The organism is Suipraeoptans intestinalis (assembly GCF_009696485.1).
Lineage (GTDB): Bacteria > Bacillota > Clostridia > Lachnospirales > Lachnospiraceae > Suipraeoptans > Suipraeoptans intestinalis.
Map to the genome: position 1 here is coordinate 710,419 of NZ_VULY01000018.1, position 22,165 is coordinate 732,583.

Here is a 22,165-nt window from a genome sequence, read left to right on the forward strand (position 1 = left end):
TTGCGCCCTGCCGGGGGCAAGACGTCCGGGGACGTCTGTTATGCACCGACCGAATCGGAGCGAAGACCTATTCCTCCCGTTGGTCGGTTTACTCCTGCGTTACTTGTATGACTGACTTATCCCGTTATTCTCGCCCGGACATATTCCAAATCTCCGCAGTATGGTGTCCCCACCAGATACCATTCCCTTGCCGGATTCATTTCCATTCTGGTCTTGACCCACTGATCGTCAACCAGCACTTCCAGCCCTTCTCCGCAGTGAAATCCTGTGTCAATCCATAAATCTGATGATAATAAACCGTATCTTCCGTTATTGCTGTTATAACCTAATCTTCCTTCTCTCATTGTGTCACTCTCCCTTCATTTATCGTTTTCCATAGGGAGCCCCGTTTCAGGGCATCCTTCACAGCCATCAAACCACCAACGCACTGTCGTTTTATCCACAACCTTCCGTCTTGCATCTTACCAGCTTTCTCCTTGTCTGCTATCTACAGGTGCGTGACACGCTCCTGTCATAGGACAGACAACAAGAACTGTTACCATCGAAAGCTTTCCGGTATTCCCCGCCTGTCCAGATATTCCTGACGGGACTTTTCCCGTTCTTCCTCTGTCGGAGCAGTTTTCGACTGTGTATATAACTGCCGGTTTGCCATACGCTCCACTTTCTCCATAAGCCCTTTGCAAATTTCCTCCGAACAGCTTTGATCTTCCATCAAATGATAGGAAACCAGCTGTCTAAACAAGGCAAATGGTATCTGTACATTTTTTATTTCCATGTTGTCTCCTTTCAAGGTGGCAAGATGCCCTGTTCTTAAGAAATAGTCATCTTGCCATCTTCCTTTTATTCTGGAAGCATCCAGAACCATTGATTTCCACGTTTCACCGAATCAATCTCCAGTTCCAGTTTTGCGTTCCGTAGGGTTTTCTTCTTAATTCCTCGTTTTTCCGCTTCTTCTTCAATCTTTTTCTGTGCCATGCCACCATCAGCCAATATTTCCAACAGAAACTCCTTTGCCTTCCGGCTTTTCTGACCTCTGCTGTCACCACTGAGCAGATCATCCGCACTAATGTCGTATTCCCCGATCCACTCGAATCCAGTATCCTTATCTAATCGGAATGCAATTGATTTCCCTTCCGGTGCAAGGGAACTTTTCACATGGCATACCACACGGATTTCCGGTTCATCTTTAATCCGCCCAACAATCAGCACACTTCTGGCTGCCGCCTGAAAATCAATCGAACCCAATCCACGGTAAGAAGATTTTCCGTTACTGTTTTTGTTCATATGCCCGATCAGAATGATTGCACAGTGGTATTTCTCTGCAAGCACTGCCACACGCTTCATTAACGGACGGATTTCATTTGCCCGGTGCATATCCACCTCTGCTCCAAGAAATCCCTGTATTGGATCTAAAACTACCAGACGGGCTTTTGTCTGTATGATAGCTTCTTCCAATCTGGCATCCATCATGGTCAATGCCCGATCGTTATCATCAATTACCATCACTCTGGAACAATCTGCACCAGCTGCAAGAAGTCGAGGCTTGATAGTATCGCCCAATCCATCTTCTGCAGTCTGATAAATAACATTCACAGGTTCTATCGGGCTTTCCACTGGATTCGCATCAGAGTCAACGTTCTTTTCTGCTCTATCCTTCTCGTCTGTTGCCTGTTGTTGCTCTGGAAGAATTTTTTCGCCTTTGGTCAACTTCGCAATAATCTGAAGTACCATCGTAGTCTTTCCTTCTCCCGGATCTCCCTGAATAATCGTTACTTTTCCAAAAGGAATAAACGGATAGAACAGCCATTCAATCTGCTCTACTTCCACTGATTCCATATTTATCAGCTTCAGATCCGACTCCGTCCTTTTTATTTCTGTTTTCTTTGTCTCTACTCTGTTCGTTTCCATCGTTCCTCCTTATTTTCCCGTTGAAAGGAAGTGGAGATTTTGATAGAATACTCGTAGAAAGTTTTTGGTGAGTATTCTACCAAATCTCTGCCTTTAGGTGTTTGCCGACACTTAAAGGCATTTTCTATTCTTCCTTCATGCCATCCATCGTCACTGTGATCAGCCGGATTACTTCCAGTAAATCCTCCGGCACATCATCACCCTTTTTCAAACGTTTCAGTTCATTCAGAACCTTTGCCAGTTCATTTTTCAACGCCTTATACACTCTCGGATTTCCTGTCACTACAACCTCTTTTTCCTGCAATCTTCGGATAATATAATCCTGTTTAGTCAGACCGGACAATTTAACCGCTGTTTCCAGAAGTTCATCCTCCTCCGGTGATACCCGAAAAGCTACCGTTTTATTTCTCCAACGCCCCTGTCTATCCAAACATTTAGCTGACATACGCAAGTCCTCCTTCCCTATCATTTGGTTCTTCATTCATGTTTTCTGCATCCAACTGGTCTGCCATATCCTGCTGTACGGACGGGAACAGATGCGCATATCGGTAAGTGATCTTTTCTGCTGAATGACCAACCCTTTTTCCGATTGCCAGTGCTGTATAGCCCATGTTAATCAGCAAAGAGACATGGCTGTGTCTGAGATCATGCACCCGGATTTTTTTCACACCGCTTGCTTTGCATCCTCTTTCCATTTCATGGTTCAGATAATACTTAGTTACAGGGAAAATACGGTCATCCGGCTGCAGGCTGTAATATAACTTCAAACAATCCTGCATTTCGTCACATAAGAACTTTGGCATAGTTACAGTACGGACACTGTTCTTTGTTTTCGGAGTGCTGATCACATCTTCTCCCTTTAAACGCTGATAGGATTTGTTGATCCGCAACGTTCTCTTCTGGAAATCGAAATCCGCAGGAGTTAAAGCCAAAAGCTCCCCGGATCTGATTCCGCACCAGTACAATAACTGGAACGCATAGTAGGAAAGTGGTTTATCCATCATTTCTTCTGAAAACTGTTTATACTCTGCCTTTGTCCAGAAGAGCATTTCCTTGCTTTCTTCTGAGCCGATTGTGCCAGCTTTCCTTGCCGGATTCATGCTAAGATCATAAAACTTGATCGCATGGTTGAAAATCGTACTCAACTGTCCATGGATTGTTTTCAGATAAGTAGGGGATAAAGGTTTTCCTTTCCTGCTTGTCAATTTGCGAAGCTCATTATGCCAGTCCAAAACATCCTTTGCGGTGATTTCTGACACCTTTCTTTTTCCCAGATAGGGTAAAATCTTGGACTTGATAATATTTTCCTTTGTAAGCCAGGTACTCTTTTTCAGCCTTGGTCTCACATCTTCCTCATATAATTTGCAGAAGCTCTCCAGTTCCATATCCATACTGGCTTTCTTCTGGAGTATGAACTGCTGCTCCCACTGTGCAGCTTCTCTTTTTGTTGCAAATCCTCTTTTGCATTTCTGCTTACGTTCGCCGGTCCAGTCCTGATACCGTACCATAACGTACCATGTGTTATTGCTTTCAGTCTTGTAAATTGCCATTCTTAATTCCTCCCATCGTTTGATCTCGTTCCGTAGAACTGTTCGTAAAAATACTTCCGGTCAACTTTTCCTGCAATTGTCTGGCATCCCATCGCCTGTAATTCCCTGTTCAGCCTTTTCATCAGCTTATAAGCGTAGGATTCCGATACTTCCAGAACTTCCATGACCTCTTTTACATTCATAAACATTTTACTCATTGTAAAATCCCTCCTTCGTTTCTCACTATACATTTCTGTATAGTCCGTATGATACTATACTTTTTTGTATTGGTCAAGTGTTTCAAAACAAAAATTCTATACTTTTTTGTATGGTTTCTCCTTGTCTGTACTATACATATATGCTATACTCAATTTATCAAGTAAAAGACAGGAGATATGAGCATGGCAATAGGAGAAAGAATTCATCATTTTCGACTTCTGCGTGGATTCACGCAGAAATATTTAGGTCAACAGCTGGGATTCAGCGAATCACAGGCTGATGTCCGCATTGCACAGTACGAAAAAGGCTCTCGCAGTCCAAAGGAAAACTATCTGAATGCACTGGCTGACATTTTTGAGGTCTCCCCTCATGCACTCGCTGTACCGGACATTGACAGTTATGTTGGGCTGATGCACACCTTATTTACATTAGAAGACCTTTACGGACTTCATATTGGAGAAATTGACGGAGAACTCTGTCTCCGGCTGGATAAGTCCAAAGGAACCACCTACCTTTCTATGTTTGATATGTTCTACGCATGGCAGGAACAGGCAGAAAAACTAAAATCCGGGGAGATCACCAAAGAAGAATATGACCAGTGGCGGTACAATTACCCGAAAAAAACAACATAAAAACCAACGAAAAAAGGCCTTACCAAATTGATTTCACTCAATTCAGTAAGACCTTTTTTGTTGGTTTCACACATATTACCTGACAACCACCGGATTGCTGATAAATACTACCTAAATATCCGGTGTTATCATTTTGTTATCAAATAGAACTTCTTGTGCCCGGAAATGCCCTGTTTATAAGGGTTTCCAGAATTTTTTCATTATTCAAACTCTATCGTCCCCGGCGGCTTACTGGTCACATCGTACAGTACCCGGTTCACATGATTTACCTCATTGATGATCCTGCTGGTGACTTTCTGCAGAACCTCCCAGGGAAGCTCCGCGGCTTCTGCCGTCATAAAATCAATGGTATTTACGGCTCTAAGCGCCACAGCGTAGTCATAGGTCCGTTCATCGCCCATAACCCCTACGCTCCTCATATTGGTCAGCGCTGCAAAGTATTGTCCGATTTCTCTTGCAATACCTGCTTTCGCAATTTCTTCCCGGTAGATGGCGTCTGCCTCCTGTACGATGCGCACCTTCTCTGCTGTTACTTCGCCAATGATACGAATCCCGAGACCCGGTCCCGGGAATGGCTGGCGGAACACCAGATGCTCCGGTATCCCAAGCTCCAGTCCGGCCTTTCTCACCTCGTCTTTAAACAGATCTCGAAGCGGCTCGATGATCTCTTTAAAATCCACATAATCCGGCAGTCCTCCCACGTTGTGGTGCGATTTAATCACAACAGATTCTCCGCCTACCCCGCTTTCCACCACATCCGGGTAGATAGTTCCCTGTACCAGAAACTCCACCGCTCCTATCTTTTTCGCCTCTTCTTCAAAGACGCGGATAAACTCTTCTCCAATGATCTTTCGCTTTTGTTCCGGCTCTGAAACCCCCGCCAGCTTCTGATAGAATCGCTCCTGGGCGTTGACCCGGATAAAGTTCAGATCATATTGTCCCTTTTCTCCGAACACCGCTTCCACTTCATCCCCTTCATCCTTGCGAAGAAGGCCATGGTCCACGAACACGCAGGTCAGCTGTTCTCCCACTGCCTTGGACAAAAGAACGGCCGCCACAGAAGAGTCCACGCCTCCGGATAAGGCGCAGAGCACTCTGCCGTTTCCTACTTTTTTTCTGATCTGCTCAACGGAATCCCTCACAAAGGAGTCCATCTTCCAATCGCCGCTGCAGTCACACACCTTTCTTACAAAGTTCCACAGCATTTGTGTCCCCTTTTCCGTATGCAGCACCTCCGGATGAAACTGGATCGCATAGAGATTTCTGTCGGCATCTTCCGCCGCTGCCACCGGGCAATCTTTTGTATGGGCTGTGATTTCAAAGCCCGGTGCCACCTTGGAAATATAGTCAAAATGGCTCATCCAGCAAATAGTGGATGCCTCCACCTCAGAAAAAATAGGAGAATCTTCCCGGTCGATCCGCACTTCCGTTTTTCCATATTCCCGCACCGGTGCTTTTTCTACCTTTCCTCCCAGCACATGCATCATCAGCTGTGCTCCGTAGCAAAGACCCAGCACAGGGATTCCTGACTCAAAAAGCTCTCTTGTATAGGTGGGAGCCCCTTCCTCGTAACAGCTATTGGGGCCTCCTGTCAGAATAATTCCCTTCGGGCGTAGGGCTTTGATCTTTTCTAATTCTGTTTTATAAGAATAAATTTCACAGTATACATTGCATTCTCTCACCCGTCTGGCTACCAGCTGATTATACTGTCCTCCAAAATCAATCACAACCACCAATTCTCTGCTCACGCTGTTTTCCTCCTTCACTCATCCCGGTATTTCCGTCTTTTCCTTACTTTCTATTCGGCAAGCTTTCATCCGCCCATCTCATGCGCTTCGTAATGCTTTACAAAGTCCTGCCCTTTCTCCCGGTTCGTTCCTGTATTTCTTCAAAAACCTTTTGTTTCCCCTTGATATCCACCAGGCAAAACCGCTTTCCCAAGTGCGCTTCCACATGAGTCTTTCCTTTTTCAAGTGTTTCTATTATACGGGAGACCTTCTTCTTTTACAAGTATTCTCTCCTTCCATCTGACATTTCTTCTCTCTTCCTGTCCGATATGGATTCTCTCTTGCTGCCTGGTATGAACTCTCTCTTTCGTTCAGTATAAATTCTCCCTTTCGTTCGGTAGTTATTTTAATGTGTTTTTTTCTCTGTTTTCCCATATTCAGAAGGCTTCCCTACACCAGCGCCTCTTTTTTCCACTTTCCACTGCGATATCGAAGCAGAAAGCAACTGGTTCGAAACACCCAGTCGATCACCATGGCCACCCACACGCCAAATACTCCCATGTGGAAATAACTTCCCAGAATATAGCTGAAAGCAATGCGGAAAATCCACATGGAAAAAATGGAGATGTACATACACACCTTGGCGTCCCCCGTCGCCCGGAAGGTACAGGGCAGTGTAAAGGATGCCGGCCAGATCAAAACGGCGCAGATTCCGTGAAATGTCAATATCCGGCCCGTCACCTCCGCCGTCCTTGCAGACAGATGATATGCCTCCAGTATCTGAGGCCGGATCAGAAACAGTCCTCCTACCACAACAGCCATGCTGATGTGTGTAAGGATAAGAAATTTTTTATTGTAATATGTCACCTGCCTGTAATCTCCCGCTCCTACACACCTGGCGATAACCGGTGTGACTGCCAGTGTCATTGCCATTCCCGGAAGGATCTGAAAAAGCGCCACTGCATTGCTGACTGCATTTGCAGCAATGGCATAGGTGCCAAAGGTGGAGATGAGACTTAGCACCAGTATTTTTCCCAGCTGGAACATACTGTTTTCCAGGCCATTGGGGATTCCAATGCTCAAAATCCGACCGATCATGCTCCAGTCCGGCCGGTATCTCCACGTGGCTTTCAGATACAGCTCCCGCTTTTTATTAAACAGCAAAAGAAGCAGGATCAAAGCTGCGATCACCCGGGATGTCAGTGTGGGAATCGCCACCCCCGGGGTTCCCAGATGTACTCCGTAGATCAAAGCTGCATTTCCCGCCACATTGATCAGATTCATCAAAACGGACACCTGCATCGGTGTCCTGGAATCGCCCATGGTCCGAAAAATGGCCGCAGTCAGGTTGTAGATAGCCACAAACGGAATAGAGGCTGTTACGATCATAAAATAAATATCTGCGTGGTTTCGCACATCTGCCTGTATTTTTCCGAAAACCACCTGCAAAACAAACGTTTTTCCCATATAGAGAAGCAGCATGATCCCAATGGCGCAGAACGTACCGAACCAGACCATCTGCCAGGAAGCCTCCCTCGCTTTTTCTACCTTCTTCTGTCCCAGATACTGCCCTACAACGACGGCTCCTCCTGTTGCCAGCGCCGAGAACAAAGAAATCCAGAGTATCATCACCTGATCCACCAAAGACACGCCGGATACCGCCGATTCTCCTACGCTGGCGATCATAATAGTATCGGCCATCCCCACCAGAATCACCAGGAACTGTTCTACCATCAGCGGCAGGATTAAAAAAGCCAGATCTCTGTTACTGAACAAATATGCTGTTTTTCCTTTTTGCTCCTTTGGGTTTTTCATTCCTTTTCCTCTTCCTGCCACATGCCTCTGTTCCCAAAAATCTCCTGTCGTCCGGCAATTGTTCCTGTCGTTTCTGGAAATTTTGCGTAACCTTTCTCTTTTTTGCATCTTTCTTTTTTAGAAAGCTTCCCCTTCTTCTTTTTTTTGGGGGCGCCTTCCCTTTGAAAGCTTTTCCCTTTTTTGGAAATCCTCCGTCCTCTTTTTCCTTATGTCTACAGATGGGTTTCTGCACAGGTCAGCGCAGATTCGATGACCTGATCCATATCATAATACTTGTATTCTCCCAGCCTGCCTCCAAAAATCACCTGTTTTTCCTGGTCTGCCAGCTTCTTGTACGCCACGTACCTCTGACTGTTTTTTTCGTCATTGACCGGATAATACGGCTCATCTCCCATCTTCCATTCCCTGCTGTACTCCCGGCTGATCACTGTTTTCTCCAGGTCATTTCCTTCTTCATCTTTTCCAAATGTAAACCACTTGTGCTCTATGATCCGGGTCCAGGGCGTCTCCCTGTCTGTATAATTCACCGCTGCATTTCCCTGAAAATTGGGAATATCCAGTACTTCTGTATCAAACTGAACAGAACGATACTCCAGGCAGCCAAGCCGATAGTCAAAATAAGCGTCGATCGCTCCGGTATAAACAATATGCTCTGCCTGCCGGTCCCACTTTGCCTTCTGTTCCAGATAATCTGTTTCCAGACGCACCTCGATCCCTTCCAGCAGATTCTCTGCCAGTTTGGTATAGCCGCCCACAGGGATCCCCTGGTGCTTCGCATTAAAATAATTGTTGTCGTAGGTAAACCTGACCGGCAAACGCTTGATGATAAATGCCGGAAGCTCCTTGCAGTCTCTTCCCCACTGCTTTTCTGTATAGCCCCGGATCATTTTTTCAAAAATATCCCGTCCCACCAGGGATACTGCCTGTTCCTCCAGGTTTTTGGGGGTTCCTGTGATCTCCTGTCTTTGCCGGCGAATCTTTTCCTCCGCCTCCTGTGGTGTTGCCACTCCCCACATTTGATTGAAGGTGTACATATTAAAGGGCATGGAATAGATCTCTCCCTTATAATTGGCGATCGGCGCATTGGTAAAACGGTTAAATTCCCCAAATTGTGTAATATAATCCCAGACCCGCTGATTGTTGGTGTGAAAAATGTGCGCCCCATACTGATGCACCTGAATACCTTCCACCTTTTTAGTGTAGATGTTCCCGCCAATATGCGGCCTCTTATCCAGTACCAGCACTTTCTTCTTCTTTTTTTTCGCCTCTCTTGCAAAAACGGATCCAAACAGACCCGCTCCTACAACAATATAATCGTACATACTTCCTCTCCTGTCTCCCGAACTTCCCTCTATTTTCATCCGTCGGGCCTTCTGCAAGTTTCCCCTATCCTTATCTGCCGAGCCTTCTGTAGGCCTCTCTCTCCTTATCTACCAAGCCTCTTACAAGTTCTATCCTCATCTCCCAGGCCTTCTGTAGGCTTCCCCATCCCATCTGTCAGACCTTCTACAGGCTTCTCCATCCTTATCCGCCGGGCCTTCTGCAAGCGCCGTTACCGCCGCTGCTTCCGGCGTCCTTTTCCTCCAAACGCAGACAGGACGGCCCCTGCCAAAAGATAAAGATCTGCCAGATTTGCGGTGAAGCCTTTGGGAACTCCTTTTACTTCCTCGATTCCGATGTAGTCTACCACGTATCCACGCACCAGGCGGTCGTACAGATTGCTGGCTGCTCCTGCCAGAGTAAGTACCAGCCCCGCCTTTGCTTTCCTGCTTTTCTCCTTTCGGATCCCTTGTAGCGCAAAAAGGCCCGCCATGCCCGCTGCCAGCATGGATACGCCTTTTATCAGTCCGGGGAATTCCTCCAGTTTCCCAAGAAGGAATCCCCTGTTATGCACTTTCCTAAAAAACAGCCGCCGGGAAAGCCGAATCTCTTCTGTCTCTTCCATTTGCGTTTCTACGTACTGCTTCACGGCCAGATCCGTACCGGTCAGGAATAAAAACAAACCGATCCACATGCTTTTAGTTCCCTTCTTTGATCCTTGCGATGGCTTCCTTCTGATGGGCAATCTCTTCTTCCCGTTTTTCAATCGCTTCACACAAGGCAATATATTCCGTATCCATCAGCTCTCCGTTTTTAAACTTTTCGTAGATCATCCTGCCGATATCTCTGATATCTCTGTCATTGGCCCGATTCAGCAGACCGATCTGACTTTTCTTCCGCTGGATCTCTACTGCATTTTCCGCCTTTTCCCGCAGATCCGAAACCACATCGCTCACCTGCTGCCCTAATCCTTCCAAAAAATCACTCATGTTCCCTGCTCCTTTCTTCTGCTTTGTTGACTGCACGGCAGATCTGCTTCCTGCCGCCCTGTAACCTCCTGTTGTGTTCCGGAGATCCGGAACCTGTCTCTTTTCTTTATTTTAAAGCTTTTCTTTTCTTCTGCCAAGACTATTCTTACAGATCCCTTTAGCGCCCAGTATCAAGGACCGGCTGCATCTGATCCGGATCCTTGCTTTCCCTTCCACAAATCACCTTCCAAAGCACATTTTTCAAAGCATCGCTTTCTCTGCAAAGCTCTTCCACAGCCAAATCCTTTTTCCGGCTGACCTTCTATCAGATTCCGACGCCGCTTCCTTCCTGTCGGATGGGAGCGTCTGTTTTTCGGAACACGACCTTCAATAAGATCGGCGTGATGATGGTGGTCGCCACCACCATAATTACCACCGGTCCCAAAAACGAACTGCCAAGCAGCCCCATCTGCGCTCCCTTTCCCGCCACGATCAAGGCTACCTCTCCTCTGGAGATCATTCCTACTCCGATCCGCTTGCACTGATAAGGCTTATAGCCGCAGGCCTTTGCTCCCAGCCCGCATCCGATGATCTTTGTCACGATCGCCACTACGATCAGCAGGAGGGAAAACAGAACCACCTTGACTGTCATTTTGGGAATCACTACCTGAATGCCGATACTGGCAAAAAACACCGGTGACAGCAGCATAAAAGAAACCGTATCAAACTTTGTTTCTACCTTTTCCACATTTGCCGTGTTGGAAATGATCAGTCCGGCGATGAAGGCGCCGGTAATATCTGCCACGCCAAACCACTCCTCTGCGATATAGGCCATCAGCAGACAGAACACAAACGCCATGATCGCATGCCGGTGAAGAAACTTCGGCGCGGAATCGATCCAGAATTTGTATAATTTGTAGAACAGAAATCCTGCCACAAAAGCAAAGGCAAAAAAGCCCACGATACGAAGGATCACTTCTACCAGATGTACCTTTGAATCCGCCAGGCTGGTAACAATCGTCAGGGCAATGATTCCCAGAACATCATCAATGATAGCCGCTCCTAAAATAGCATTCCCCGATCTGGTCTTTAATTTTCCCAGTTCTTTCAGTGTTTCTACTGTGATGCTTACAGATGTGGCTGTCAGCACAATGCCAATAAAGATATTTTGCAGAAATATGGTACCGGACGCATCCGACGGGATCATCCCAGGCCGGTTAAACAGGTATGCCAGGCCAAATCCTCCCAGTAGCGGCACCGCCACCCCGCAGACGGCGATCACTAGAGAAGCCTTCCCACTCTGCTTCAGTTCTTTGATATCTGTTTCCAGCCCCGCTGAGAACATCAGCACGATCACGCCCAACTCCGCCACAGAATTAATAAAATTGGTGGAAGACAGAACGCCCGCCACCGCCGGCCCCAGAAGCAGTCCGGCCAGAAGAGCTCCCACCACCTGCGGCATATTTACCCTCCTGGTTGCCAATCCCAGTACCTTTGTGCACAGCAGGATCACTGCCAGATCCAGCAAATATCCATAGTCTCTCATCGTCTTACTCCCCTCCCGTCTGACTCACTCTCCCCGGGTTTCTGTCAGACCTTCTTGTCGTGTATCTTTCGGAGCCTTTTATCGATTTTCTCCGCCCTTACCCGCATCCTCCAGAGCTTCTGTTTTCTCCGGAAGCGCAGTCTGGCCTCTCAGAGAGATGACAGGTCCCCCCGTCCCCTCTATATAGGCTCTGGTAATAGTCACTTCTCCGATGCTGTCATCTTTTGGAATCTCGTACATGATGTCCAGCATAAATTCCTCGATGATCGCACGCAAAGCCCTGGCTCCCGTATCCTTTTTCATGGCTTTTTCCGCAATGGCCAGCAATGCCTCCGGCTCAAATTTCAGATTTACCTCATCCAGCGCCAAAAGCTTCTGGTACTGTTTGATAATGGCATTTTTCGGCTCCTGCAAAATCTGGACCAGCATCTTTTCATCCATGGCCCGCAGGGAAAAAATGATCGGCATACGTCCCAGGAATTCCGGGATCATCCCAAAGCTGCGCAGATCCTCTACCGCCACCTTTTCCAGAAGGCTCCTGTCCTTGTCGTACTTGTCCTTCAGATCTGCGCCAAACCCGATGGAGGACTGTTTGGTCAGTCTCTCCCGAATGATCTTTTCCAGGTCTGGGAAGGCACCTCCGCAGATAAACAGGATATTCTTCGTGTTGACCGTGGTCAACGGCACCATGGCATTTTTACTGTTGGCTCCCACCGGTACTTCCACCTCGCTTCCCTCCAGAAGCTTCAGCATCCCCTGCTGTACCGATTCGCCGCTGACATCCCGCTGGTTGGTATTTTGTTTCTTGGCGATCTTATCGATCTCATCAATAAAGATGATGCCTCTCTCCGCCTTCTCCACATCATTGTCTGCCGCTGCCAGCAGCTTGGATACCACACTTTCAATATCGTCTCCTATGTATCCCGCCTCTGTCAGGGAGGTGGCGTCTGTAATGGCCAGCGGCACATCCAGAAGCTTCGCCAGCGTCCTGACCATGTAGGTCTTTCCGGAACCGGTAGGGCCTACCATCAGCATATTGGATTTTTCAATCGCGATCTCATCCATGGTGCCTGTTGCCACCCGCTTGTAATGGTTATACACTGCCACCGACATAACTTTTTTGGCATGCTCCTGTCCGATCACATACTCGTCCAGCTGCGCCTTGATCTTATGGGGAGGCGGGATATTTTTAATATCCAGAACCGGTTCTTCCCGCTTCTCCTTTTCTTTCTTTTCCTCTTTTTTCGGCAGGGTCTCACCGGTGTTCTTCTGTTGGAAAAACTGCATTTCCGGCAGGTTCATCAGGCGGCTGTAGTCGATCTGTCCGCTGCTCATTGCATCAAAGCTTCTCTGGATACAGTCCTTACAGATAGACATTCCGTTGGGAAGCTCGATCATCTTTCCTGTGACCTTTTCCGGCCTTCTGCAAAGGGAGCAGAACTTCTCCGGTGTTTTCTTCTGCTCTTCTGCCGGTTCCTCCTGCTGCTTCAGGCTGCTTTCTTTTTCTTCTGTTTCTATGTCAAACTGATTGTCTTTCTCACTCATCCTGTCTGTTCCTTTCCTAGTGTTCTGCAACGACCTGTGTTTTGTTGAGACGTACATCAAACCGGCTGCACCGGGTCTGTCTCTGACTGTCCTGCCATTGCCAGCAGCTCTTCCTCCGACAAAATGGGAATATTCAATTCCCTTGCCTTTTTATTTTTGGAAGAGGTCGATTCTGCGTCATTATTGATCAGAAAACTGGTTTTCGAGGTAACGCTGCCCGTCACCTTTCCTCCCCTTGCTTCGATCCATTCCTTCAGTTGACTGCGATTGGAAAATCTGGCAACACTTCCTGTCACCACAAATACCTTTTCCCGGAAAAGGTAAGACGCTTCCTGTCTGTTTTCTTCCAGCCGGATCTCTCCTAAGATATCCAGATACCTGCTCCGGTTTTTTTCCTGGGCAAAATAGACCTCAAACGCAGATGCGATCACAGGGCCGATCCCGTCGATCTTCCCCAATTCCTCTGCCGTTGCTTTCATGACCTTTTCCGGATCCTGGTCAAAATGCCTGCAGATCAGCTTGGCATTTGCCAGTCCGATATTGGCGATCCCCAGGCTGTAGATCAGTCTGGGAAGGCTGGTATCCCTCGCCTTTTCTATGCTATCTGCCAGATTCCGGAAGGACTTTTCTCCGAAGCCTTCCATTTGGCAGATTTCCTCCCGGTACCGGGACAGCCGGAAGATGTCTCCCGACGTTTGAATAAAGCCTCTTCCCACAAACTTTTCCAGGCTTGCCTCCGACAGCCCTTCTATATTCATGGCGTCTCTGCTTACAAACAGGGTAAACGCCTTGATCTGCTTTGCCTGGCAGTCCGGGTTGTCACAATACAGGGCTCTGGCGCTTCCTGTCTGCCGGATAGAGGTTGTTCCCTGACAGACGGGGCAGGCTGACGGAATCTCCAGGTTCCCGCTTTTGGTCAGATTTTCTGCGATCTGGGGAATGATCATATTGGCCTTATACACCAGAAGCCGGTCTCCGATCCCCAGCTCCAACTCCTCCAGTATGCTGATATTATGAACGCTGGCCCGGCTGACTGTCGTTCCCTCCAGCTCTACCGGCTCAAAGATGGCCACCGGATTGATCAGTCCCGTTCTGGAAGGACTCCATTCTATAGAAAGCAGGGTGGTCTCCCGCTTCTCATCTTCCCACTTAAATGCCATGGAATCCCTTGGAAATTTGGAGGTCTGTCCCAGGGACTCTCCATAAGCGATGTCATCATAATTCAGCACCAATCCGTCCGAAGGAAAATCATTTTCTCCGATTCGGGAAGAAAATTCCTCCACGGTTTGTCTCAGCGTATCCTGCGTTACCAGACAGTGCTCCACCACTTCAAACCCCTGCTCTTCCAGCCAGTCCAGCTGTCGTTTTCTGGAATTTTCAAAATCGATTCCCTCTGCCTTTACTACTGAAAACCCATAGAAGCTCACCTGTCTGCTTTTTGTGATCTGACTGTTCAACTGTCTGACGGATCCGCTGCAAAGATTTCTGGGGTTCTTGTATTTGGCCTCCACCTCCGGCAGCTTGCGGTTGATCTCTTCAAAATCCCTGTATCCGATCACAGCCTCTCCCCGAAGGATCAGCTCGTTGGGATACTTGATCTTCAACGGAAGATTCCGAAACGTCTTTGCATTGGGCGTCACGATCTCTCCCGTCTCTCCGTTCCCCCTGGTTACCGCTTTATAAAGACGTCCTTCCCGGTAGGTCAGCACGATAGTCAGTCCGTCCATCTTCCAGGACAGCACTCCTTTTTGTACTCCCAGAAACTCTGCCAGTTCCTCCGCACTTTTCGTTTTGTCCAGGGACAGCATAGGACGCTCATGCCTCTCTTTGGGCAACTGACTGACCACTTCATAGCCTACGTTTACGGTAGGACTGTCAGTCCGGGTGATCCCTGTTTCTTTTTCCAGGGCAACCAGCTCCTCGTACAACGCATCATACTCCAGATTGCTCATCTGTTCCTCTGCCTGCTGGTAATAGGCGTAAGAAGCTCTATTTAGTATTTCTATCAATTCTTCCATTCTGGCTTTTTTTGACCTGCTCATATAATTGTGTTTTCTCCTGCTCTGATAATTCCCGTATTTGCCCGCACTGCATCGTATCCAGAGTAATATTGACCACCCGTGTCCGGATCAGCCGCTCCACCCGGCATCCCAAAGCCTGGCACATCCTGCGGATCTGCCGGTTCAGCCCCTGGGTCAGGATGATGGAAAATCGCTTCTCTCCCAGTTGTCTGACCCTGCACGGTCTTGTAAGCGCATCCAGCCCCTTTTCCCGATCCACCAGCCGAACGCCCGCCGCCATCTGTTTCAAAAATGCTTTTGTCACCGGCCGGTCGATCCAGACCTCGTACTCCTTTTCATGGCCATTCCGGCTGCGCATCATGCTCTGGATCAGCTCCCCGTCGTTGGTCATCAAAAGCAGTCCCTCCGACTCCTTGTCCAGTCGTCCTGCATAGGTGACTCTCTGTGGGTAATTCACAAACCGTATGATGTTATTTTTTTCTCTTTTTTCTTCCGTACACACGATCCCCACAGGCTTGTAAACGGCAAGCACCACTTTCCCGGGGCTTTCTCCCACTTCTTTTCCGTCGATGCACACCGTCTGCCCCTCTTCTATCTGCATACCTAAAAAGGCTACACTTCCATCGACTGTAACCTTTTTCTCTGCGATCCATCTGTCCGCCTCTCTTCTGGAGCAAACGCCTTTTTCATTTAAGTATTTGTTCAATCTTATCATTGTCATCGACCCGCGCCGCTTCGCCCGCACTTTTCTGCAGCCTGGCGCTGCCTGAATCTTCCTATTTATTCCATGTAATCTTATACCCTTTCCCCCTAAAAGTCAAACTTGTGTTATACTGGAAAAAGGATTTATTTCAGGCCGGAATCTTTCTTTTTCTGCCCGTGAAAAAAGGAGAATTTTATGAACATTTTTACGCTGTCTTCCAAACTGTGCATGTCCCATCTTTTGCTGCGGGACACCTTTGATTCCTTTTCCTTTTTGGAGGGGGAGATCGTTACCTTTAACCGCTTTTCCATCGACGGTTTCCTCTGCCCGGATTTTTTTGACGAACCACAGGAGCGCTCTCATTCCCTTTGGAAGGAGGTAAAAAGCTTCTGTCTGGAACTGATCCGCGGTAGCCGTCCTCCGGTGGAATTCCGCCTGGTGCTGGCTCTTTCTCCGGTGGATCTGGAACACTTCTTTTCTGCCTGCTCCCTTTCTTCCCGGGAACAGGAAAACCTGCAGGGACTGTATCTGAATTTTCATTTTAAGGAACATGTCCTCACCTGTACCACCGGAGTGTCCACCCGCACCTTTTCTTTGGACAGATCCCTGGAAAGAGCTTGGGATTCCTATGCGGAATCCTTTTTAAAGAGCATCCCTCTGGAGTTAGAAAAAAACTGAATCAGCGAAGGAGCAAACGTTTCCCGGTCGGTTGTCTCACGATTCCCTCCGGTGTAAATTTCAGATGCTCCCGCATCCCGCGCCTGCAAAATCCCCCTCTTCTTCTCCTGCCCGGTCTTTTAAAGACCTTTCCGGAAAAGAAAAGGGGGATTTTATTTTTTGTCGTTTTGTGATTTCCCGAATGGGTTGCCTTCAATATCCCGAAAGCTTGTCTTTTTTACTGCGTCAAAAGCAGCAGGATCTCATTGCTTCTTTGCACGAAAGCAGTCATTTCTTCCGGCGACAGCGGCTTATGTGCCATAGCCGCCAGGTCGTACAGCTGTCTGCAGATCAGCGCCGTGTGCTCTCCCTCTTCTTTGGACACATACTGCACCAGCGGATGATTGGCGTTCAGGATCAGCGACCCCTCCTGGCCCATCCCCAGATCAGCCATCCCGTACATCTTCATCATCTCCTGCATACGGCGGCTTTGTTCGGACAGCACCATAACGGACGCTGTCTTTTCATCCTTCAGCCGTTCCACCTGTACGTCCAGCTGTTCTTTTCCCAGCTCCTTCCGGAAGATCTCTTTCAGCTTTTCAGACAGCTTTGCAAAGCTTTCTTTTTCGTCTTCTTCTATGGTTTCCTTGAAATCGCCTGCCACTTCCGCATCGATCCTCTGGAAAGACAGCCACGGAAATCTCTGTTCCAGCTGTGTTACAAAAGGCGTATCTATGTTGTGGCCAAAGAGGACGGCATCCTTTCCCTGGCTCTTAAACATCTGGATATACTGGCTCTGCTGGATCTCATCTGTCACATAGGAAATGGAAAATTTTTCTGTCTCCTCCCCTTCCTTGGGCTCCTCTGCTTCTTTTTCCAGTTTCTGCGGATCGCCTCCCAGTGCTTCCACCAGCTCCTTCAGTGTGAGATAGTTTCCTTCCAGATTTTTAAACAGGATAGCATCTTTCATCTTATCACTGAATTTTTCATCCTTCAGGCATCCAAACTTAATGAAGGGACTGATATTATCCCAGTACTTCTCATAGTCTTCTCGCTTGGTCTTACACATCCCCGTCAGCTTATCCGCTACCTTTTTAGTAATGTAGTCCGCGATCTTATTTACAAACCCGTCGTTTTGCAGAGCGCTTCTGGATACGTTCAAGGGCAGATCCGGACAGTCGATGACTCCCTTCAGGACTCTTAAAAATTCCGGGATCACTTCTTTGATATTGTCCGCGATAAACACCTGGTTGTTGTACAGCTTGATCATCCCTTCGATGGAATCATACTCTGTGTTGATCCTCGGGAAATAGAGGATCCCTTTCAGGTTAAAGGGATAATCCATGTTCAGATGGATATGGAACAGCGGCTCTTTGTAGTCCAAAAAGACCTTCCTGTAGAAGTTCAGATAGTCTTCTTCGCTGCATTCATTGGGGTGTTTTCCCCACAAGGGAGCCGTATCACTCAGGGAAACCGGTCTTTTTACGATCTTTACCTGATTTTTTGCCGGTGACACTTCCACCAGCTTCTTTTCTCCGTTCTCGTCCTCCTGCTCCTCTGTCTTGGCTTCCTCCTGTATCCGTTCGATGACGGTGTCTGTTTCTTTTTCTTCCTCCGCATCGATCACTTCGTATTCCGGATCCGCCCCTTCTTTTTCCAGGAAGATCTCTACCGGCATGAAGGAACAGTATTTTTCGATCACTTCCCGCATACGGTATTCGTTGGCAAATTCCAGGCTGTCTTCATTCAGGTACAGTGTGATCTGCGTCCCGGTCTCTTCTCTGGTACCTTCTCCCATTTCATACTCGGTACCGCTGGTGCTTTTCCAAAGAACCGGTGTCGCATTTTCCCGATAGGAACGGGTATGGATCTCCACCTCGTCCGCTACCATAAATGCCGAATAAAAGCCCAGGCCAAAGTGGCCGATCATGTCATCCTCTGTCGTCTTGTCCTTGTATTTTTCCAAAAACTCTGTTGCTCCGGAAAAAGCGATCTGGGTAATGTATTCCTCCACCTCTTCCGCCGTCATGCCAAGTCCGTTATCCAGAAATTTCAGCGTCTTATTCTCCGGGCTTACCAGGACCTTGATCTTCGGACGATAATCGTCCGCCAGCCGGTATTCCCCCATCATGTCCAGCTTCTTCAGCTTGGTGATGGCGTCACAGCCGTTGGAGATCAGCTCTCTTACAAAAATATCATGGTCAGAATATACCCATTTCTTAATAATAGGGAAAATATTCTCACTGCTGATGGACAGGTTTCCTTTTTTTATTGTCATAAAATCACTCCTCTTTTTTAGTCTCACCTGTATGATAATACACTCATTTTTAAAAGTCAACCAAAAATCAGCACTCACCTCGCCAGAGTGCTGATTTTTCTTTTTAGTTCGGATCCTTTATGGCTTTCCTTCTCTTCTTTTTGTTTCCTCTTTGGAGCTTCTGTTCCTCTATTCCACACTTTTCAGAGATTCCACCATGTTGATCTGTTTCAGCTTCCAGTACATGACCAGGTTCACCAGCAGTGAAAATAAGATAGTCAGCAAAAAGCTGTACAAATAGCTGCTGGGCTGGATCAATCTGCCAAACATGGCGTCATCTGTTTCCACGGTCCGGATCATAAACTGGTGCAGAACCGTTCCCACTCCTGCTCCGAATGCCGTTCCAAACAGCGTCAGGATCACATTCTCCCGATAGACATAAGCGGACACCTCCCGGTCATAAAAGCCCAGAACCTTTAATGTTGCCAGCTCTCTCTGTCTTTCTGTAATATTAATGGTATTCAGGTTGTACAGGACGACAAAGCTTAAGGCCCCTGCCGCCATGATCAGTACGCCCATCACCAGATTCAGACTGCCGATCATATCCTGGAGTCTTTCTTCCACTGCATTCATATAGGAGATCCCCTGCACCTGTTGGTTTTTCAGCCAGGCTTCCCCCAGCTTTGTAATCTGACTTTCCGAGACGGAATCTTTTACAGTAAACAGGATGCTGTTGTAAACCGGCGCCTCTTTGTACAGTTCTTGATAGGTCGCTTCATCCATATAAAGAAAATGCCCCATGTAATTTTCCGCAATCCTCTCGATCTTCAGCCGCTTATCCGCATGCTTCTGATCTTTAAGCAGCAGTGTTTTATCCTTTTCCCACTTCAGCAGCGCCGACGCCTTCTCCGTCAGAACCGCCCCTTTCCCGAGATCATAGGATCGTTTCGTTTTCCTGTTTCGCAGGGAAAAGGCATTCCGGTACTGCTCCTTTGGCAGCACCATCAGATAGGTTTCCACCTGCTTTCCGGACAGCTTCAGAGTCACCTTGCGGACAGAAGCCTCAAAACAGGACTTCACTTCCTTTTCCTGTTTCATTTTTTCCAGAAATGCCTCTCTGTCTTCTGCTGAGGTATTTTCCGCAAAATACAGGCTTCCGTCGTAGGTCTGCAGTTCTTCGTACTGCACATCTGCTACCTCTACAATAGAATCCCGCAGCCCAAAGCCCACCAGCATCAACCCCATACAGCCGCCGATCCCTGCCACCGTCATAAAAAACCGTTTTTTATACCGAAACAGATTTCGGACCGTAGACTTCCATGTAAAATTCATATGCGACCACAGGATCCGGATCCGTTCCAGAAAGATCCTGGTTCCATTTTTCGGTGCTTCCGGCCGCATCAACTGCGCCGGCTGCTCCCGCAGCTCCTTGTGACAGGCCAGGGCCGTTGCCCCCAACGTACAGACAAGCGCCGTTCCCGCTGCAAGAATCCCGTATCCCCAGTGGTACGGTACCAGGATCTTCTCCATCTGCGGGTAAAGAATCCTGTAAGAATAGATGATGATATATGGGAAAAATTTTTCGCCTACCAGAACGCCCAGTACGCTTCCGGTCACTGTGGCGCACAGGGCATACCCCCAGTACTTGGCAGAAATCTGAAATTCCCCGTATCCAAGCGCCTTCATGGTTCCGATGGAGATCCTCTGTTCCTCCACCATACGGGTCATCCCCGTCAGACTGATCAGTGCGGCCACCAGAAAGAAAATCGCGGGGAACACCTGACCGATGGCCCCCATTCTCCGGGCGTTGTCCCCAAATCCGTCATACTCCGGAAGGGAGGTGCGATCTTGTACATACCACGTTCCTTCCTTTTGTTCCACCTGCTCCTTGATCTTCGTTTTCACTGCCGCCACCAGCTTCTGATAGCCTTTTGTATACGCCACTTCTTCCCTGGCCCGGTCCACTTCCACATACGCCTGCGTGTAGGATGACAATGCAAAGGTTTCTTCCGGAACCAGGAGAAAACCGTCTAGACTGCCGGAGCCGATCCCCGTGCTGCCCCTTTCTGCGGAAATATAGCAGGGGCTGCTTCCGATTCCCGTTATCGTCACTTCCGTTTCTTTCAGCATCGTCTCCAAAGGGAGCTGACTGCCGGATTCCAGTTGTATCTTATCTCCGATCCGGTATCCCAGCTTCGCATCTGCCAGACATTCCCACCGGTTTTCAGGAAGACGTCCTGTTGTTACCTCCGGCCTGTTGAATACGTCATTTAGCGCCGTTACCCGGACGGTTAGCTGCTCTTTTCCTTTTTTGCTAAGAAAATCAGCGCTGTAGCCGCCTTTTGCCTGCTTCACTCCCCGGATCTTTTCTATTTCTCCTATCAGATCCCCGGAAATCCCTTCCGGATGAACGATCTCCAGATCCATCAGATTCCGGGCATCAAAATAAGCGTCGCCGGTGATCTGCATGGAAGGCTTCGCCGAACGCAGTCCGGAAAAGAAGGCCACTCCCAGCGCCACGATAAACAAAATAGACAAAAACCGCCCTCTGCTTTTATACAGTTCTCTGAAAAAATCTTTTCTTGTTGCCAGACGTTTCATATCCTTCCCCTACCACTCAATGTCCTCCACCGAAATAGGAGCGGAGTTTTTCTGAACGGAAGCCACCTTTCCGTTTTTTACCTGGATCACCCTGTCTGCCATAGGTGCGATAGCAAGATTGTGGGTAATCAGCACCACCGTCATATTTTTTTGCCTGCAGGTGTCCTGCAGCAGCTTCAATATGGCCTTTCCTGTGTGATAGTCCAGCGCTCCTGTAGGTTCATCACACAGGAGAAGCTTGGGATTTTTGGCCAGCGCCCTGGCGATGGATACCCTCTGCTGCTCTCCCCCGGAAAGCTGTGCCGGAAAATTGTCCTTTCTATCCTTCAGTCCCACTTCCTCCAGCACAAGGTCCGCATCCATCGGGTCCTTACAGATCTGCAGCGCCAGTTCCACATTTTCTTTGGCCGTCAGATTTGGGATCAGATTGTAGAACTGAAAGACAAAGCCGATTTCTTCCCTGCGGTAAAAGATCAGCTCTTTTGGCGTGCAAAGAGCAATATCCCTTCCATCCACCAGCACGCTTCCGGAAGTCGCAGTATCCATGCCGCCCAAAATATTCAGCACCGTCGTCTTTCCCGCTCCGCTGGGTCCCACGATCACGGCAAACTCTCCCTGATCGATCTGAAAATCGATCCCGTCGGCAGCGGCGATCTCGATCTCTCCCATGTGGTATATCTTTTTTACCTGCTTCAGTTCTACAAATCCGTTCATTCT

General features: G+C 48.2%; 20 protein-coding genes and 1 pseudogene. 2 read left to right on the plus strand and 19 right to left on the minus strand.

Translation table 11 applies throughout. The annotated features are described in order from the left end of the window. Positions 1-116: 116 nt before the first annotated feature. From FYJ34_RS04045 to FYJ34_RS04070, 6 genes are all read right to left on the minus strand, one after another. Positions 117-344, minus strand: coding sequence for a DUF5348 domain-containing protein (locus FYJ34_RS04045; RefSeq protein ID WP_022092901.1), 228 nt, complete (start codon positions 342-344; stop codon positions 117-119). 191 nt (positions 345-535) lie between these two features. Further along, positions 536-769 carry a complexin-2 gene (locus tag FYJ34_RS04050; protein ID WP_427786934.1) on the minus strand — a complete coding sequence of 78 codons (234 nt, stop codon included), beginning with the start codon at positions 767-769 and terminating at the stop codon, positions 536-538. A 71-nt stretch (positions 770-840) separates the two neighbouring features. Then, complete coding sequence (locus tag FYJ34_RS04055) at positions 841-1,836, minus strand: AAA family ATPase (RefSeq protein WP_235899231.1); 996 nt, start codon at positions 1,834-1,836, stop codon at positions 841-843. A gap of 196 nt (positions 1,837-2,032) precedes the next feature. Further along, entirely contained in the window at positions 2,033-2,353 is a 321-nt protein-coding gene (locus tag FYJ34_RS04060; protein WP_022092899.1) for a plasmid mobilization protein, read from the minus strand. Beyond that, positions 2,343-3,458, minus strand: a complete 1,116-nt coding sequence (locus FYJ34_RS04065) for a site-specific integrase (RefSeq protein WP_055261453.1) — start codon at positions 3,456-3,458, stop codon at positions 2,343-2,345. Before FYJ34_RS04065 ends, FYJ34_RS04060 begins: the two co-directional genes overlap by 11 nt. 2 nt (positions 3,459-3,460) lie before the next feature. Next, entirely contained in the window at positions 3,461-3,655 is a 195-nt protein-coding gene (locus FYJ34_RS04070; RefSeq protein WP_005611072.1) for a hypothetical protein, read from the minus strand. Between the two features lie 183 nt (positions 3,656-3,838). Between FYJ34_RS04070 and FYJ34_RS04075 the strand changes: the two are divergent. Beyond that, positions 3,839-4,285 (plus strand): annotated as a pseudogene (locus FYJ34_RS04075) (helix-turn-helix domain-containing protein); the annotation flags it as partial. Positions 4,286-4,488: 203 nt separating this feature from the next. Here the strand turns inward: FYJ34_RS04075 and guaA are convergent. From guaA to FYJ34_RS04125, 10 genes are all read right to left on the minus strand, one after another. Then, positions 4,489-6,036 (minus strand): glutamine-hydrolyzing GMP synthase, encoded by a 1,548-nt coding sequence (guaA, locus tag FYJ34_RS04080; RefSeq protein WP_330582523.1) that lies wholly within the window; start codon positions 6,034-6,036, stop codon positions 4,489-4,491. Between the two features lie 234 nt (positions 6,037-6,270). After that, on the minus strand, positions 6,271-6,450 hold the full coding sequence (locus FYJ34_RS04085) for a hypothetical protein (RefSeq protein ID WP_154476460.1): 180 nt from the start codon (positions 6,448-6,450) through the stop codon (positions 6,271-6,273). Between the two features lie 15 nt (positions 6,451-6,465). Continuing rightward, positions 6,466-7,830, minus strand: a complete 1,365-nt coding sequence (locus tag FYJ34_RS04090; protein ID WP_154476462.1) for an MATE family efflux transporter — start codon at positions 7,828-7,830, stop codon at positions 6,466-6,468. A gap of 212 nt (positions 7,831-8,042) precedes the next feature. Then, entirely contained in the window at positions 8,043-9,191 is a 1,149-nt protein-coding gene (glf, locus tag FYJ34_RS04095) for a UDP-galactopyranose mutase (RefSeq protein WP_330582524.1), read from the minus strand. Positions 9,192-9,382: 191 nt separating this feature from the next. Continuing rightward, positions 9,383-9,844, minus strand: coding sequence for a signal peptidase II (locus FYJ34_RS04100; RefSeq protein ID WP_154476466.1), 462 nt, complete (start codon positions 9,842-9,844; stop codon positions 9,383-9,385). 4 nt (positions 9,845-9,848) lie between these two features. Beyond that, a complete protein-coding gene (locus FYJ34_RS04105) occupies positions 9,849-10,139 on the minus strand; it encodes a hypothetical protein (protein WP_154476468.1) in 291 nt (96 codons plus the stop codon). A 304-nt stretch (positions 10,140-10,443) separates the two neighbouring features. Beyond that, the gene (locus tag FYJ34_RS04110) at positions 10,444-11,664 is read right to left on the minus strand and encodes a cation:proton antiporter (RefSeq protein ID WP_154476470.1); all 1,221 of its coding nucleotides are present in this window, start codon (positions 11,662-11,664) and stop codon (positions 10,444-10,446) included. 78 nt (positions 11,665-11,742) lie between these two features. Next, positions 11,743-13,209, minus strand: coding sequence for an ATP-dependent Clp protease ATP-binding subunit ClpX (gene clpX, locus FYJ34_RS04115; protein WP_154476472.1), 1,467 nt, complete (start codon positions 13,207-13,209; stop codon positions 11,743-11,745). A gap of 56 nt (positions 13,210-13,265) precedes the next feature. Further along, complete coding sequence (gene ligA / locus FYJ34_RS04120; protein ID WP_235899239.1) at positions 13,266-15,251, minus strand: NAD-dependent DNA ligase LigA; 1,986 nt, start codon at positions 15,249-15,251, stop codon at positions 13,266-13,268. Next, the gene (locus FYJ34_RS04125; RefSeq protein ID WP_154478818.1) at positions 15,199-15,945 is read right to left on the minus strand and encodes a pseudouridine synthase; all 747 of its coding nucleotides are present in this window, start codon (positions 15,943-15,945) and stop codon (positions 15,199-15,201) included. The genes ligA and FYJ34_RS04125 overlap by 53 nt, the downstream gene beginning before the upstream one ends. Positions 15,946-16,128: 183 nt before the next feature. On the opposite strand from FYJ34_RS04125, the gene FYJ34_RS04130 reads away from it, so the two are divergent. After that, entirely contained in the window at positions 16,129-16,611 is a 483-nt protein-coding gene (locus tag FYJ34_RS04130) for a DUF5721 family protein (RefSeq protein WP_154476474.1), read from the plus strand. Between the two features lie 217 nt (positions 16,612-16,828). Here the strand turns inward: FYJ34_RS04130 and htpG are convergent, their stop codons facing one another. The 3 genes from htpG to FYJ34_RS04145 form a co-directional block, all read right to left on the minus strand. Continuing rightward, the gene (htpG, locus tag FYJ34_RS04135) at positions 16,829-18,868 is read right to left on the minus strand and encodes a molecular chaperone HtpG (RefSeq protein WP_154476476.1); all 2,040 of its coding nucleotides are present in this window, start codon (positions 18,866-18,868) and stop codon (positions 16,829-16,831) included. Positions 18,869-19,036: 168 nt separating this feature from the next. Further along, entirely contained in the window at positions 19,037-21,448 is a 2,412-nt protein-coding gene (locus FYJ34_RS04140) for an ABC transporter permease (protein ID WP_154476478.1), read from the minus strand. Between the two features lie 9 nt (positions 21,449-21,457). Then, positions 21,458-22,162 carry an ABC transporter ATP-binding protein gene (locus tag FYJ34_RS04145; RefSeq protein ID WP_154476480.1) on the minus strand — a complete coding sequence of 235 codons (705 nt, stop codon included), beginning with the start codon at positions 22,160-22,162 and terminating at the stop codon, positions 21,458-21,460. Between the last annotated feature and the right edge of the window lie 3 nt (positions 22,163-22,165).

Bases quoted from the DNA above. Each gene is read 5' to 3' on its own strand.
- FYJ34_RS04085 (WP_154476460.1), bottom strand. From the start codon at position 6,450: ATGGGAAAACAGAGAAAAAAACACATTAAAATAACTACCGAACGAAAG.
- FYJ34_RS04105 (WP_154476468.1), bottom strand. From the start codon at position 10,139: ATGAGTGATTTTTTGGAAGGATTAGGGCAGCAGGTGAGCGATGTGGTT.
- FYJ34_RS04140 (WP_154476478.1), bottom strand. From the start codon at position 21,448: ATGAAACGTCTGGCAACAAGAAAAGATTTTTTCAGAGAACTGTATAAA.
- FYJ34_RS04055 (WP_235899231.1), bottom strand. From the start codon at position 1,836: ATGGAATCAGTGGAAGTAGAGCAGATTGAATGGCTGTTCTATCCGTTT.
- clpX (WP_154476472.1), bottom strand. From the start codon at position 13,209: ATGAGTGAGAAAGACAATCAGTTTGACATAGAAACAGAAGAAAAAGAA.
- FYJ34_RS04045 (WP_022092901.1), bottom strand. From the start codon at position 344: ATGAGAGAAGGAAGATTAGGTTATAACAGCAATAACGGAAGATACGGT.
- glf (WP_330582524.1), bottom strand. From the start codon at position 9,191: ATGAAAATAGAGGGAAGTTCGGGAGACAGGAGAGGAAGTATGTACGAT.
- ligA (WP_235899239.1), bottom strand. From the start codon at position 15,251: ATGAGCAGGTCAAAAAAAGCCAGAATGGAAGAATTGATAGAAATACTA.
- FYJ34_RS04060 (WP_022092899.1), bottom strand. From the start codon at position 2,353: ATGTCAGCTAAATGTTTGGATAGACAGGGGCGTTGGAGAAATAAAACG.
- FYJ34_RS04145 (WP_154476480.1), bottom strand. From the start codon at position 22,162: ATGAACGGATTTGTAGAACTGAAGCAGGTAAAAAAGATATACCACATG.
- FYJ34_RS04065 (WP_055261453.1), bottom strand. From the start codon at position 3,458: ATGGCAATTTACAAGACTGAAAGCAATAACACATGGTACGTTATGGTA.
- FYJ34_RS04100 (WP_154476466.1), bottom strand. From the start codon at position 9,844: ATGTGGATCGGTTTGTTTTTATTCCTGACCGGTACGGATCTGGCCGTG.
- FYJ34_RS04130 (WP_154476474.1), top strand. From the start codon at position 16,129: ATGAACATTTTTACGCTGTCTTCCAAACTGTGCATGTCCCATCTTTTG.
- FYJ34_RS04110 (WP_154476470.1), bottom strand. From the start codon at position 11,664: ATGAGAGACTATGGATATTTGCTGGATCTGGCAGTGATCCTGCTGTGC.
- htpG (WP_154476476.1), bottom strand. From the start codon at position 18,868: ATGACAATAAAAAAAGGAAACCTGTCCATCAGCAGTGAGAATATTTTC.
- FYJ34_RS04070 (WP_005611072.1), bottom strand. From the start codon at position 3,655: ATGAGTAAAATGTTTATGAATGTAAAAGAGGTCATGGAAGTTCTGGAA.
- FYJ34_RS04090 (WP_154476462.1), bottom strand. From the start codon at position 7,830: ATGAAAAACCCAAAGGAGCAAAAAGGAAAAACAGCATATTTGTTCAGT.
- FYJ34_RS04125 (WP_154478818.1), bottom strand. From the start codon at position 15,945: ATGATAAGATTGAACAAATACTTAAATGAAAAAGGCGTTTGCTCCAGA.